The 13,133-nt window shown below is 66.9% G+C and carries 14 protein-coding genes; 1 reads left to right on the top strand and 13 read right to left on the bottom strand.

Annotation, left to right across the window (positions count from 1 at the left end; all coding sequences use genetic code 11):
• Positions 1-5 precede the first annotated feature (5 nt).
• From ccmB to GO608_RS04300, 11 genes are all read right to left on the bottom strand, one after another.
• Complete coding sequence (gene ccmB / locus GO608_RS04350; protein ID WP_169199251.1) at positions 6-683, bottom strand: heme exporter protein CcmB; 678 nt, start codon at positions 681-683, stop codon at positions 6-8.
• Entirely contained in the window at positions 680-1,306 is a 627-nt protein-coding gene (gene ccmA / locus GO608_RS04345; protein WP_169199252.1) for a cytochrome c biogenesis heme-transporting ATPase CcmA, read from the bottom strand. The genes ccmB and ccmA overlap by 4 nt, the downstream gene beginning before the upstream one ends.
• 110 nt (positions 1,307-1,416) lie before the next feature.
• The gene (locus tag GO608_RS04340; protein ID WP_169199253.1) at positions 1,417-2,055 is read right to left on the bottom strand and encodes a NapC/NirT family cytochrome c; all 639 of its coding nucleotides are present in this window, start codon (positions 2,053-2,055) and stop codon (positions 1,417-1,419) included.
• A gap of 30 nt (positions 2,056-2,085) precedes the next feature.
• Entirely contained in the window at positions 2,086-2,538 is a 453-nt protein-coding gene (locus GO608_RS04335) for a nitrate reductase cytochrome c-type subunit (protein ID WP_169199254.1), read from the bottom strand.
• Positions 2,535-3,431: a quinol dehydrogenase ferredoxin subunit NapH gene (gene napH, locus GO608_RS04330; protein ID WP_169199255.1), complete on the bottom strand. Its 897-nt coding sequence runs from the start codon at positions 3,429-3,431 to the stop codon at positions 2,535-2,537. The genes GO608_RS04335 and napH overlap by 4 nt, the downstream gene beginning before the upstream one ends.
• Before the next feature lie 13 nt (positions 3,432-3,444).
• A complete protein-coding gene (gene napG, locus GO608_RS04325; RefSeq protein ID WP_169199256.1) occupies positions 3,445-4,263 on the bottom strand; it encodes a ferredoxin-type protein NapG in 819 nt (272 codons plus the stop codon).
• 33 nt (positions 4,264-4,296) lie between these two features.
• Positions 4,297-6,843 (bottom strand): nitrate reductase catalytic subunit NapA, encoded by a 2,547-nt coding sequence (gene napA, locus GO608_RS04320; RefSeq protein ID WP_169199257.1) that lies wholly within the window; start codon positions 6,841-6,843, stop codon positions 4,297-4,299.
• Entirely contained in the window at positions 6,840-7,175 is a 336-nt protein-coding gene (locus GO608_RS04315; RefSeq protein ID WP_169199258.1) for a chaperone NapD, read from the bottom strand. Before GO608_RS04315 ends, napA begins: the two co-directional genes overlap by 4 nt.
• Positions 7,172-7,666 (bottom strand): ferredoxin-type protein NapF, encoded by a 495-nt coding sequence (napF, locus tag GO608_RS04310; protein WP_169199259.1) that lies wholly within the window; start codon positions 7,664-7,666, stop codon positions 7,172-7,174. The genes GO608_RS04315 and napF overlap by 4 nt, the downstream gene beginning before the upstream one ends.
• Before the next feature lie 229 nt (positions 7,667-7,895).
• Complete coding sequence (gene narL / locus GO608_RS04305; RefSeq protein ID WP_169199260.1) at positions 7,896-8,558, bottom strand: two-component system response regulator NarL; 663 nt, start codon at positions 8,556-8,558, stop codon at positions 7,896-7,898.
• Positions 8,555-10,456: a histidine kinase gene (locus GO608_RS04300; RefSeq protein ID WP_211159459.1), complete on the bottom strand. Its 1,902-nt coding sequence runs from the start codon at positions 10,454-10,456 to the stop codon at positions 8,555-8,557. Before GO608_RS04300 ends, narL begins: the two co-directional genes overlap by 4 nt.
• A 255-nt stretch (positions 10,457-10,711) precedes the next feature.
• Between GO608_RS04300 and GO608_RS04295 the strand changes: the two genes are divergently transcribed.
• Entirely contained in the window at positions 10,712-11,401 is a 690-nt protein-coding gene (locus GO608_RS04295) for a Crp/Fnr family transcriptional regulator (RefSeq protein WP_169199262.1), read from the top strand.
• 37 nt (positions 11,402-11,438) lie between these two features.
• Here the strand turns inward: GO608_RS04295 and GO608_RS04290 are convergent, their stop codons facing one another.
• Together GO608_RS04290 and GO608_RS04285 are read right to left on the bottom strand one after the other, a co-directional pair.
• On the bottom strand, positions 11,439-12,851 hold the full coding sequence (locus GO608_RS04290) for an exonuclease domain-containing protein (RefSeq protein ID WP_169199263.1): 1,413 nt from the start codon (positions 12,849-12,851) through the stop codon (positions 11,439-11,441).
• Between the two features lie 71 nt (positions 12,852-12,922).
• Positions 12,923-13,111 carry a DUF3460 family protein gene (locus GO608_RS04285; RefSeq protein WP_169199264.1) on the bottom strand — a complete coding sequence of 63 codons (189 nt, stop codon included), beginning with the start codon at positions 13,109-13,111 and terminating at the stop codon, positions 12,923-12,925.
• Between the last annotated feature and the right edge of the window lie 22 nt (positions 13,112-13,133).

The following is a 13,133-nucleotide window of genomic DNA, read 5'->3' as shown; positions in this document are numbered from 1 at the left end:
TTTCATCATTCGACTGCGATTCTGAGCGCCGCCGCGCATGCGACCGGCGCCAGCGCCAGCGCCCCGAGCAGCCCGCCACCGAGGAGCAGGATATGGGCGTCCGCGCCGGTGCCGGAAAGGTGGGAATCCACCGCGCCGGCACCGAAAATGAGCACCGGAACGAACAGCGGCAGGACCAGCAGCGCGAGCAGCATGCCGCCGCCGCGCAGCCCGAGCGTCAAGGCCGCGCCGACCGCACCGAGCAGGGCCAGGATCGGGGTGCCGAGCGCCAACGATAGGACGAGGACTCCGAGCGCTCCTTGCTCCACGTCAAACAGCAGGGCCAGCGCAGGCGCGACGAGCACGAGCGGCATGCCGGTGGCGATCCAGTGCGCGACGATCTTGGCGACGACCCACAGCACGGTCGGCTCCGGCGACAACAGCAGCTGCTCGAGCGTGCCATCGGCGTGATCCTGGGCGAACAGGCGGTGCAGCGACAGCAGCGTCGCGAGCAGCGCCGCGACCCACAGCACGCCGGGCGCGATCGAACGCAGCTGGTTCGTTTCGGCGCCGACGCCGAACGGAAACAGGCACACCACGACGACGAAGAACGCGAGCGTGACCAGCACGTCGGCCCGGCCTCGCCACGCGAGCAGCAGGTCGCGGCGCAGCACTGCGGCAAACGGACCCAGCGTACGGCTCAAGCGGCCACCTCGGAGAGATCGAGCACCGTCGGCGGCACGGCAAACGGAGCATCCTGATGCGTCGTCAGGATCACGACGCCGCCCGCGGCGCAGTGATCCGACAGCGTCGTCGCGAGATCCGCGACCGCTGCGGCGTCGAGCGCGGTGAACGGTTCGTCGAGCACCCACAGGCTGCGGCGGATGCCGAGGAAAAGCCGCGCCAGCCCGACGCGCCGGCGCTGGCCCTGCGACAGCACGCGCGCCGGCAGGTCGAGCTGGTCGGCCAGGCCGATACGCACGAGCGCGTCGACGCAAACGTCCTCGTCGACGTCGTCGCCCGCCGCGGCACATGCGAAGCGCAGGTTCTCGAGCGGCGTGAGCAGATCGTTCAGCGCCGGCGCGTGGCCCAGATAGAGCAGCGTGCGATGAAAGGATTCGCGATCGCTGGCGATTGACCGGCCGTTCCAGCGGATCTCGCCCGCTTCGGGATGCGCGAGCCCGCACAGGATGCGCAGCAGGCTGGTTTTGCCGAAGCCGTTCGGGCCGGCGATCCGAAGCATTGCACCGGGCGCCACCTGCAGGGAGAGGCCACGGAACAACAGGCGGTCACCCTTCAGACAGGCGAGATCGGCGGCATAAAGCATGGGCGTGGATTTAACCACAGAGCGGAGCGCTCCGGGAGGCTGCTTGAAGGTCGAACAGCGCGGTTTCGCCACGCGAAGCGAAACCGCGCTTCAGGATCACCGCAACTCGCTCACTGCGGTTTCGTCGCGGCCGGCGGATGGAACACGTCGGGCGCGACCGCTTCGCGTCCGGCACCGATTTCCTGCTCGATCGGCGGCAGCGAATGGGCAATGCCCTTGTGGCAGTCGATGCACGTCTTGTCGTCGGCGAGCCCCGCCTGGTGCGCCGCATTCGAGCGTCGCCCCTGCACCGAATAGTCGAAATACTCGAAGTTGTGGCAGTTGCGGCATTCACGCGAGTCGTTGGCTTTCATGCGTTGCCATTCGTTCTGCGCCAGCTGCATGCGCTTGGCGTCGAACTTCTCGGGCGTGTCGATGCTGCCGAACAGGTGGTGCCACACTTCGTTCGATGCCTGAATCTTGCGGACGATCTTCGGGCCCCATTCCTTGGGCACGTGACAGTCCGGGCAGGTCGCGCGCACTCCGGTGCGGTTCTGGTAATGGATCGTATTGCGATACTCCTCGAATACGTTCTCCTTCATCTCGTGGCACGAGGTGCAGAAGGATTCTTGGTTGGTCATCTCCATCACGGTGTTGAAGCCGCCCCAGAAGACGATACCGGCGACGAAGGCGAGCCCCAGTCCGCCGAGCGCGATGCGCCGCAGGCGGACCCAGAAGCGGCCGCGATCCTTGTTGTTGTCCTGAGTCATGTCGGTTCCCTGTGCGTTCGGCGCCGAGGATCAGCGCAGGCCTTCGGCTCGCCTGAAAGTGTTGTCGATCAGCGGCTTCGCGTCGGTCTGGGGAATGTGGCACTGCATGCAGAAATAGCGCCGCGGCGAGATGTTCGAGAGTTCGCCGCCGTCGCGATCCTTGAAGTGCGTCAGGCTCACTTTCGTCGCCTTGAACTCCTGGTAGCGGCTCCAGGAATGGCAGTCCATGCACTTGTTGAAGTTCTTCGTGACCTCGTAGCCCTCGATCTTGTGCGGGATCAGCGGCGGCTGCTGCACGTAGTCGCGCGGGATCGGCGGGCCGTCGGGGGCAACGCGGAAACTCGCGGGAGCGGGGTCGTTGCCGACAATGCCGGCGCCCCGCAGCGACTGGACGCCCTGGCCGAACGCCGCCATGTTGCCGAAACTGCCGAGGCTCAGCGCGACGACGAGAGTCATCGCGAGCTTACGGGTCTGTTTTTTCATGACTCGCTCCTATCAAATCGGGTCGTAACTCGGAATACGTTCCTGCCGCACACGTCGATGCAGCGGCCGCAGTTGGTGCAATCGCGGTCGAGGATGACCGGGTGGTCCTGGCCAGCGGCCTTCAGCGCCGGGGGGATCACGTGGGGCTCGGGACACACGGCGAAGCAGTCCATGCAGTCGTCGCACGCCCGGCGCTTCGCGGCACTCACGCGCAGCACCGCGAAGCGGCCCGCCAAGCCGTAGAACGCCCCCATCGGACAGAGGTGGCCACACCAGCCGCGCGAAGCGATCAGCAGGTCGTAGAGGAAAATCCCGCCGACGATGCCCCACCCGAGGCCGAAGCCGAAGATCAGGCCGCGGTGCAGCATCGACACCGGGTTCACCCACTCCCAGGCGAGGCTGCCGGTCGCGAAAGCGGCCAGCAGCACGAAGCCGAGCAGCCAGTGCCGGGTGCTCGAGGCCGGCACCCTGCCGCTCTTGAGGTTCAGACGGCGACGCAGCCACGCCGCCGCATCGGTGACCGGATTGACGGGGCACACCCACGCACAGAACGTTCGTCCGCCGACCAGCAGGTAGAACGCCAGCACGATGCCGCCGCCGAGCACCGCGTCGCGATACGGCACCGCGCCGGCGGCGAACGACTGCGCGAGCAGGAACGGGTCGGTCAGCGGCAACACCCCGAGCGTCAGGCTCGACGACAGGTTGCCCTTGACGATCCACACGCCGAACCAGGGGCCGGCGAGGAACAGCGCGAGGATGCCGAACTGCGACAGGCGGCGCAGCAGCAGCCAGGCATGCGCCCGCAGCCAGCCTTTGCCCGCGAGGGCCTCGCGCCCCGGTCGCGCCGGCGCGCCGCGCGCGGATGCCGCGGCGAAAGCACCCTTGCCGCTCATCGTCGCGGCTCCGTCATGGCCTCGACTCCGGCTGCGGGGCAGGGGCGACGCGCGTATCGCCGTAGGCCTTGTCCTCGAGCCCGCGAACGGGCATTTCCAGCTGCTCGCCGATCAGCGAGCCGCCGGCCGCGTCCTTTTCCTCCCAGCCCTTGCGATAGTGCTCGGCGGCCGAACCGCGCGCGAGCTTCACCGGCAGCACCTTGATCGCCGCCTCGCCGGGCAGCACGCAGGACTGCTCGCATTTGCCGCAGCCGGTGCACGCGTCGGAATGGACGGTCGGCAGCAGCAGCGCGTGACGGTCGGATCGCGGGTTGTGCACGCGCTCGAGCGTGATCGCCTTGTCGATCACTGGGCATACCCGGTAGCAGACGTCGCAGCGCAGGCCGAGAAAATTGAGACAGGTCTCGTGGTCGATCAGCACGGCGAGCCCCATGCGCGCGTTGCCGATGTCGGTCAGGCTGCGGTCCAGCGCGCCGCTCGGACACGCAGCGACGCACGGGATGTCCTCGCACATCTCGCACGCAATCGCACGCGCGGTGAAATACGGCGTGCCGGTTGCGACAGCGTCGCCGAGTTCGGCGAGCTTCAGCGTGTCGTACGGGCAGCCCCGCACGCACAGGCCGCAGCGCACGCAGGCGGCGAGAAAATCCCGCTCGGCCATCGCCCCGGGCGGGCGTAGCGCGGCTGCCGGCAAAGCACTCGCCTGCTTCGCGTACAAGCCGACACCGAGCGACAGCAGGAATGCTCCGCCCGCGGCCCCCGCCGCCTCCTTGAGGAAGCGGCGGCGCGGAGCTTCCGCCTGCCCGGCGCGCCGGTGCTTTGAGTCGCCCATGATCGTTCGTTCGCCTCGTGCGGACGGTGTTCGTCAGGCTTTGGCCACCTTGACTGCGCACTTCTTGAAGTCGGTCTCTTTCGAGATCGGGCAGGTGGCGTCGAGCGTCAGCTTGTTAACGAGCCGGCCTTCGTCGAAGAACGGCACGAAAATAAGTCCCTGCGGCGGCTTGTTGCGGCCGCGCGTCTCCAGCCGGGCGGTGATTTCGCCGCGCCGCGACGCGACTTTCACCGTCATGCCGCGCTGCAGCCCGCGCTTCGTCGCGTCCTCCGGGTGCATGAGCACCTGCGCCTCGGGCACCGAGCGGTGGAGTTCGGGGACGCGGCGCGTCATCGAGCCGGTGTGCCAGTGCTCGAGCACACGCCCGGTGCACAGCCACAGGTCGTATTCGTTGTCCGGCATCTCGGGCGGATCCTGGTACGGCAGCGCGAAGATCACCGCGCGGCCGTCCTTGTGGCCGTAGAACTTCACGCTCTCGCCGGTCTTGACGTACGGGTCGTAGCCTTCGCGGAAGCGCCACAGGGTTTCCTTCCCCTCGACGACCGGCCAGCGCAGGCCGCGCGTCTTGTGATAAGTGGCGAAGTCGGCCAGGTCGTGGCCGTGGCCGCGGCCGAACGCGGCGTATTCCTCGAACAGCCCTTTCTGCAGATAGAAGCCGAGCTCCTTCGACTCGTCGTTCATGTAGCCGGGGATCGCGTGCGCGTTGTCCTTGTCGACGTCGGCGAGCGTGAACTTGTCGACGACGCCGTTCCTGAAAAGGATGTCGAACAGCGTCCTGCCCTTGTACTCCGGCTTCTTCGTGATCAGCTCGGCAGGCCACACTTCCTCGACCTTGAAGCGCTTCGAGAACTCGATGTACTGCCACAGGTCGGATTTCGCCTCCCCCGGCGGCGCGACCTGCTGGCGCCAGAACTGCGTTCGCCGCTCAGCATTGCCGTACGCGCCTTCCTTCTCGGTCCACATCGCCGACGGCAGGATCAGGTCTGCCGCCATCGCCGAGACGGTCGGATAGACGTCGGAGACGACGATGAACGTCTCGGGATTCCTCCAGCCGGGATAGATCTCTTCGTTGATGTTCGGGCCGGCCTGCATGTTGTTCGTCGTGCTGGTCCAGTAGCACTTCACTTTGCCATCTTTCAGCGCGCGGCTCTGGGCGACCGCGTGCAGGCCGATCTTGGCGGGCAGCGTGCCGTCCGGAAGTTGCCATATCTTCTCCGTGATCGCGCGGTGCATCGGGTTCGTCACGACCATGTCGGCCGGCAGGCGGTGTGCGAACGTGCCCACTTCACGCGCAGTGCCGCACGCCGACGGCTGGCCGGTCAGCGAGAACGGACCGTTGCCGGGCTCGCTGATCTTGCCCGTCAGCAGATGCACGTTGTAGATCATGTTGTTCACCCACGTGCCGCGCGTGTGCTGGTTGAACCCCATCGTCCAGAACGACACCACCTTCCGTTCCGGGTCGGCATACAGCTTCGCCATCCGCTCGAGCCGCTCGGCCGGCACGCCGGAGAGCTTCGCCACTTTCTCGAGGGTGTAGTCGGCGACGTAGTTCGCAAACTCCTCGAACGTGATGTCGGCAGCCGCGCCGCTGTTGCCTTTCGGCTTGCCGTCGGCGCCGGGGTAGCCATTGTTCGTCGCCTTCGCTTCGAGCGCATGGTTCGGGCGCAGGCCGAAGCCGATGTCGGGTTCGCCCTTCTTGAAGTTCACATGCGCATTGACGAACGCAGTGTTAACTTTCTTGTTCTGGATGATGTAGTGGCAGATGTAGTTGAGGATTGCCAGATCGGTCTGCGGCACGAAGATCATGCCGTTGTCGGCGAGCTCGAACGAGCGATGCTCGAACGTCGACAGCACATGCACTTCGCTGCCTTCCTTCGACAGCCGCCGGTCGGTGATGCGCGACCACAGGATCGGGTGCATCTCGGCCATGTTCGAGCCCCACAGCACGAAGGCATCGGCGTTCTCGATGTCGTCGTAGCAGCCCATCGGCTCGTCGATGCCGAAGGTGCGCATGAAGCCGGCGACCGCGGAAGCCATGCAGTGACGCGCGTTCGGGTCGAGGTTGTTGCTGCGCCAGCCGGCCTTGTGCAGTTTGGCGGCGGCATAGCCTTCCCAGATCGTCCATTGGCCCGAGCCGAACATCGCGATCGCGTCGGGGCCGCCCGCCTTCATCGCGGCCTTCCACTTTTCGGCCATCAGGTCAAACGCCTGATTCCACGACACCGGCGTGAACTCGCCGTTCTTGTCGTACTTGCCGTTGGTCATGCGCAGCAATGGCTTCGTCAGGCGGTCGCTGCCGTACATGATCTTCGACAGGAAGTAGCCCTTGATGCAGTTCAGGCCGCGATTGACCGGCGCATCGGGGTCTCCTTGCGTCGCCACGACGCGGCCGTTTTGCACGCCGACGAGCACCGAACAGCCGACGCCGCAGAAACGGCACGCCGCCTTGTCCCAGCGCACCCTGGTGCTGCTCGCGCTGTCCGGCTGCGCGGCGGCAACCACCGGGATACCGATGCCGGCGGTCGCCGCCGCGGCCGCAACCGCGTTGCTCTTGATGAATTCGCGTCTGTCCATCGTCATTTCACAGCCTCCTTGTCCTGAGCGCCGCCAGCCCCCGGCTGCCCGACCGCACGCTGCGGCCCGGGCACCGGTTCCGGAAGTTCGCCATCGAGTTGCAATCCTTCGTCCGTGTATTCGTAAGCCAGCGTCACGCCGAGCACGTGACGCGCAAGGCTGACGGCGAGCAGCGAGTCGGCCATCGCGTAGCCCTCGCCGTCCTCGACGGTGACGATGAGCCGTCCGGCTTCGGCGCTCGCGCCATGCAACTCGACGCCGGGAATCTCGTGCAGCGACGCGCTCAGCGTTTCGAGGTCGCCAGGACGCGCGCGTACCACCAGGCTTGCGATCCTCATCGGGCGACCTCCGCTTTCAGCGCCATCCCGATCGCGTTGACCGGGCACGGCGCATAGCACGCACCGCAGCCGTTGCAGCGCTCCGCATCCAGATGCGGCTGCGCAACGCTGCCCGGCCGGGGCCGGAAGCGGATCGCAGCGACGCTGCACGCATCCCCGCACACGCGGCATTCGACGCCCAGCGCGGCGAGGCACGGCGCGCCGATCGTCGCCCCGAGTTGCCACGCCGAAATGCTGTCCATGCGCAGCGCGCCCGCTTCGCAGGCCTCTGCGCAGTCGCCGCAGAAGCTGCATTCACCGCGACTGAAATCGATTTTCGGGAATCCGCCCGAGCCGACGACGAGGATGCCGTTCGGGCACGCGACGCTGCAGTCGTTACAGCGATTGCAGCGGTCTTCGAACGCGTCCCCGACCAGGGCCCAGGGCGGGCGCAGGTCGTTGCGAACGGAACGCAAGCTGCCAGTGAGGAAACGACGACGTGCGTTGAACATGACCCGGGAAATCCCCTACCTGTGCTGTGGTATTGGATTGGACATCCGCGGGCAGGGGGCGGGCTTTGATGTCAATCAAATTTCAGATAAATGACCTTGTAATTTCATGCACCCGCTGAAAAAGGCGGCGGAGGCCAGTTGTGCGGGGTCAGGCCGTGCGAACCGGTCGATCAGCCAGTGGGCTGATACGGATGCGTGATGCCCTCCCGAGAGGGGTATCGAACGAGGATCAGCGCTCGCCGCGCTGGTTCGCAACCGCCCATACGGCCGCCTCGACGCGCGAGCGGAAGTTGAGCTTGCGCAGCACGTGCTTGACGTGCACCTTGACGGTGCCTTCGGCGATGCCCAGCTCGCGGGCGATCAGCTTGTTCGACAGGCCGGTCGCGATGCGCTCGAGGATGCGCTGTTCCTGCTCGGTGAGGCCCGCATCGGTGACGCTGTCGGGACGCTTTTCCCGGCGCAGCGCCGCTGCCATCAGGTGGGTCAGCGCGTCGGACACGACGATCCGTCCCGCTGCCGCGGCCTGCAGCGCCTCAACCATCTGCTCCGGCTCCATGTCCTTGAGCAGGTAGCCGTCGGCGCCCGCGCGCAGCGCCGCGACGAGATCTTCGGCGGCATCCGAGACGGTGACCATCACGACGCGCGTGTCCAGATCGGCCTGGCGCACGAACTTCAGCACCTCGAGCCCGGACATGTCTTTCATGTTCAGATCGAGCAACAGCAGGTCGGGGCGCAGATGCAGGATGTGCGCGATGCCCTCCTTGCCGTCGGCCGCTTCGGCCGCCAGGCGAAAGCCGGACACGGTGCGCAGCAGCTGGATCAGTCCTTTGCGGAACAGCGGATGGTCGTCGATGATCACGACCGACTGGGGAATATCGTTCCTGTCGTTCATTGCGCCTCGGGAGTGGGTGCGGGTGACGAAGCCTCGCGCCGGGCGACCGGATCGAAGCACACGCTGACGCGCGTGCCGCCGTCCGGACGGGGCACGATCTCGAGCATGCCGCCGAGCCCCCGCGCCCGCTCGCCCATGATTGCCAGGCCGTAATGGTGCGGTTCGCTGGCAGCAGCTGGCAGGATACCCTTGCCGTCATCCTCGATGATCACCCGGACTCCGTCCGGATGGCCGAACAGCCCGACGCGGATCGAGCTCGCGCGGGCATGACGCGTCGCGTTCGACAGCGCTTCGCGGATGATGTGCAGCACGTGGATTTCCTGGTTCGGGTTCAGATGGCACACGCCAAGGCGGATCTCCAGCTCGATCGGCATGCCGCTGCGGCCGGCGTACTCCTCGACGGTGCTGCCGAGCAGACGGGCAAAATCCCCCTCCATCTGCAGGCGGAACGTCGACAGCAGCTCGCGCAGCTGCCGGTACGCGGCGTTGATGCCGCCTTTCATGTCGGCCAGGATGTCGGACGCGTCGTCGCGACGCTCGGGCCGCTGCAGCGCCGACGACAGCAGGCTCGCCTGGATCTTCATGTAGGACAGCGACTGCGCCAGCGAGTCGTGCAGTTCGCGCGCGATGATCGAGCGCTCCTCCTGCAGCGCGAGGAGCCGTTCGCGCTCGCTCTGGTACGAAATGCCCAGCGCAATCCCCATGTGGCGGGATACCGCCTCGACCAGCGTGTGCTGCCACGCGCGCAGCCGCTCGCCCGGCGGCAGCGCGAGCCGCATCATGCCGTAGAGGTGATCGGCATCGCGCAGCGGCACCAGGAACACATCGAAGTCGCCTTCGCGGCGATAGCTCCACGGCATCATCCGCCCGGGACAGTGGCTGCACTCCTCCTCGCTGCGCGAGCGCACCGGACAGTCGCCCATCGTTGTCGACAGGACTGTTGCGACGCCCCCGTGCTTGGGCTGCACGCAGACGAAACTGCCTTTGAGCCCGAGCACCTGCTCGAGATCCCGGAGCGTCTCGGCGTAGGTCTGCGGCGAGGCCGGGGCGTGATAAAGCCGCGCGATGACGTGATACAGCAGCTCCAGCGCGCGGTTGCTGCGCATCAGGTCCGCAGTCTTCTGTTCGACCCGCTGCTCGAGATCCCGATAGACGGTCGCCAGCTCGTCGGCCATCGCGTTGAACGCCGAACCCACGCGCCCGAGTTCGTCGCGCCCGGTGTAGCGGCTGCGGGCGCGAAAATCCCCGCCGGCGATGCGTGCGGCGCAATCACGCAGTTCGGTCAGCGGCATGAACACGCGCCGGCGGATGACGCAAAGCGCCGCGACCATGACGACCATCACCATTCCGAGCGCAATCACCAATGTCATACGCAGCTGCGCGATGCCCGTCTCGGTCTCCCGCTCGAGCACCGCCACCAGCGCGTCGATCTGCGCCGTGAAGGCGTCCACGTCGGCGAGCAGGTTCTCGTAGAACAACACGTCGGGACTTTCACTTGGGAGCTCCGGCGCCCCGAGCAGGCGCGGCTTGAGGTTCACATACCAGCGGGCATGGATGCCACGGTAGATCGACGCGAAGACGCTGCCGGGCTCGCGCTCGAGCACTTTCTCCAGCGTCGCATCGCCCAACCCCGCCTCGAACGCGCCAATCGCCGCTGTGACTTCGGCACGTCCGGTGCGCCCATCGAGGGCTGCGGCGAGCGCGACGCTGGCTGCACGATGAGCAAGACGGCGCAACCCGCCCGCCGCGTTGACCGCGCTACCGCTGTCCTGGACGGTTTCGACGATGACTACCGACGCGCCGATTCCGATGAGGCTGATGAACGCCACGGCGACGAAGGCCAGCACCAGCAGCAGCTGCGTCGCACGCCCCGCGAGCGAGGCGCGCACACGTTGCATGACCCTGCCGCCGTCAAGGACATCCGCATTGCCGGCGCTGTTCACACCCCTACCCCCTTTTCCCCCGAGTCATGGGGCATCGCTACCATTCTTCGGGTTAAACCATTCGTAACAACGACTTGCATTTATTCCATGTACCTCGAAAGAGGTATCTTCCGTTCGCCTGCCCGACCCATCGCGGGTCGATCGTCACCTGGAGCGTCTAGACTGCGGCCTGCATCCCCGAACACGAGCATCCCGAAGGAGCACGACAATATGGCGACCGCTATCCACCCCCCGGCGTTCCAGTCACTTTCCTGTCTTGAACCTTTCAGCAGCCTCGATGCGGCGACGCTGCAGCGCCTCTCGCGAGGAGTGCGGATCTGCCGGGCATCGCGCGGCGAAATGCTGATGCATCGCGGCGCGCGTCCGGCCGGCATGTACGCGGTCGTCGAAGGCGAAGTCAAATTATTCCTGATCTCCAGCGCGGGTGCCGAGAAGATCGTGCGCCTCGCAGGCCAGGGCGAATCGTTCTGCGAGGAGAACATCCTGTCCGACACGCCGCAGACGCTCGCCGCCCAGGCGACGCGCGACAGCGTGGTGCTGCATCTGCAGCGTCCCGCGCTGCAGAGGGCAATGGCCGCGCACCCGTCGCTGATGCAGGCGCTGATGGCGCGGCTGTCGCAACGGATGGGCGAGCTCGTCGAAGGGATGGAGCAATGCATCCAGCGCAGCTCGACCCAGCGCGTCGCGCATTACCTCGTGCAGCACGCCGACTGCAGCGCGCAGAACGTCGAAGTGCGCCTGTCGTGCGACAAGCAGACGATCGCCTCGCAACTCAACCTGACGCCGGAAACTTTCTCGCGCGTCCTCAACCGTCTCACCCGCGACGGCATCATCGTGCCGCGCGGCCGCCGTTCGATCACGCTCACCGACCTGCGCAGCCTGCAGTCGATCGCCGCCTGACTTCAGAGGCCGCCCGGCCTGGGGCGCCAGGCCTGACTCAGCCGGGATTTTCGATCGGTCGCACGGCAGCCAGATTCGCCTCGGCAGCGAACCAGCGTACCAGCATGCGGTAAGTATCGAGGTCGAAGCGGCGCGCGGGCGCGTTGTCGAGCAGCGCCGCGAGCGTCTCGGCGCTGTCCGCGCTGCCCAGATGACACCAGCGATCGACGAGATGGAAAGCTTCGCGCCCCGAATGCGCACAGCGCTCCTCGACGACGACCGCCCCGGCCCACGGCCACGCCCGCAGCGTCACCGACCCGAGCGCGCCCGCGAGGCGCGCATCGTGCGCGGCGATGCTTTCCTTGCCGGCACATACGCCGGCGCAACGCCTCGCCTCGTGCGCGCCGCAGGCGCCGCTGCCGCCTTCGAGACCGAGCCGGCGCGGACACAGCTGGTAGAGCTGGGCGAGTTCCCGCAACAGGCTGTCGGCCTCCTTGCGAGTGCGAAAAGTGCCGTGGACCGCTTCCCAGGCTGCCGGATCGGTCGCATGCAGCGGCACGCGCTCGAAGATCGGCGCGCGCTTGCGCTGCGGCACGAGACGCAGGCCGAACACCTCTTCGCCGCCCACTGCCGGCCGGGCATGAAGCGGCCGGCGCTCCCTGAGCAGGTCGGCTTCGCGCAGCGACGCGGCAAACTCGCCGGCAGTCTCCTCCCATTCCACGCGGCGCACCTGGCGCGCGAGTCCCGCCTCCCGGCCCTCGCGGCCGCCGGCCGAAAAATGCTCCATGACGCGCGCCCGCAGGCTCGCGCTGCGCCCGACGTACAGTAGGCGGTCGTTCTCGCCGAAGAACGAATACATGCCCGGCGCGTCCGGCACGCCCTCGAGCGCCCCTTCGGGCAGTCCGGGCGGCCGGGGTGGCAGCTTCATCGCCCGCTCGCATGCGCGCGCGAGCACGTCGGCGGAAAAGGATCCGGAGACCAGACGCGCAAACTGCCACAGCACGTCGGTGTCGCCCATTGCGCGATGGCGCGCGCCGCAGGTGAAACCGTGGCGCTCGATCAGCGCGTCCAGTCCATGACGGTGGTGTTCGGGGTACAGCGCGCGGGAAAGCTTGACGGTGCACAGCACCGACGCCTCGAACTGCTGGCCGAGGCGGGAGAACTCGTTGCGGATGAAGCCGTAATCGAAGCGCGCGTTGTGGGCGACGAACACCGCCCCGTCGAGATGCCCGCGCACGCTGTCGGCAAGCTCGGCGAACGTCGGAGCGGCCACGACCATCTCGTCGGTGATGCCGACCAGACGCTGGATCAGCGACGGGATCGGGCGCTCCGGGTTGACGAGGCTCTCCCAGCGTCCAACGATTTCCCCGCGCTCGATGCGCAGCACGGCAATCTCGGTGACGCGGTCGGACACGGGATTGGCCCCCGTCGTCTCGACGTCGATCAGGACCAGCGAATCAGGAAGCGACATGGGGGCATCGGTCGGACACGTTCGTGCATCCGACCCGCTCCTCGATGAGGAGTTGCGTGCCGCGGCGCGCGTCAGTGGTTGATATCGTAGTAATAAGCCTTGACCGGCACTTTCGACTGATCGAGGCGCGCCTGGGCGACGACGTCCTGCGGCTTGTCCCACCACAGGGCCCGGCCCTTGCGCTGCTCCTCGATTTCCTGCGGATGTTTCGCCAGCCACTCGCGCATGAATTTGGTGTGTTCGGATTCGTAGATCGCCATGCATTGCTCCCGGAAAGATCGG

The organism is Aromatoleum buckelii (assembly GCF_012910785.2).
GTDB classification, from domain to species: Bacteria; Pseudomonadota; Gammaproteobacteria; order Burkholderiales; family Rhodocyclaceae; genus Aromatoleum; species Aromatoleum buckelii.
This window is presented reverse-complemented; position numbering and strand designations above follow the sequence as displayed.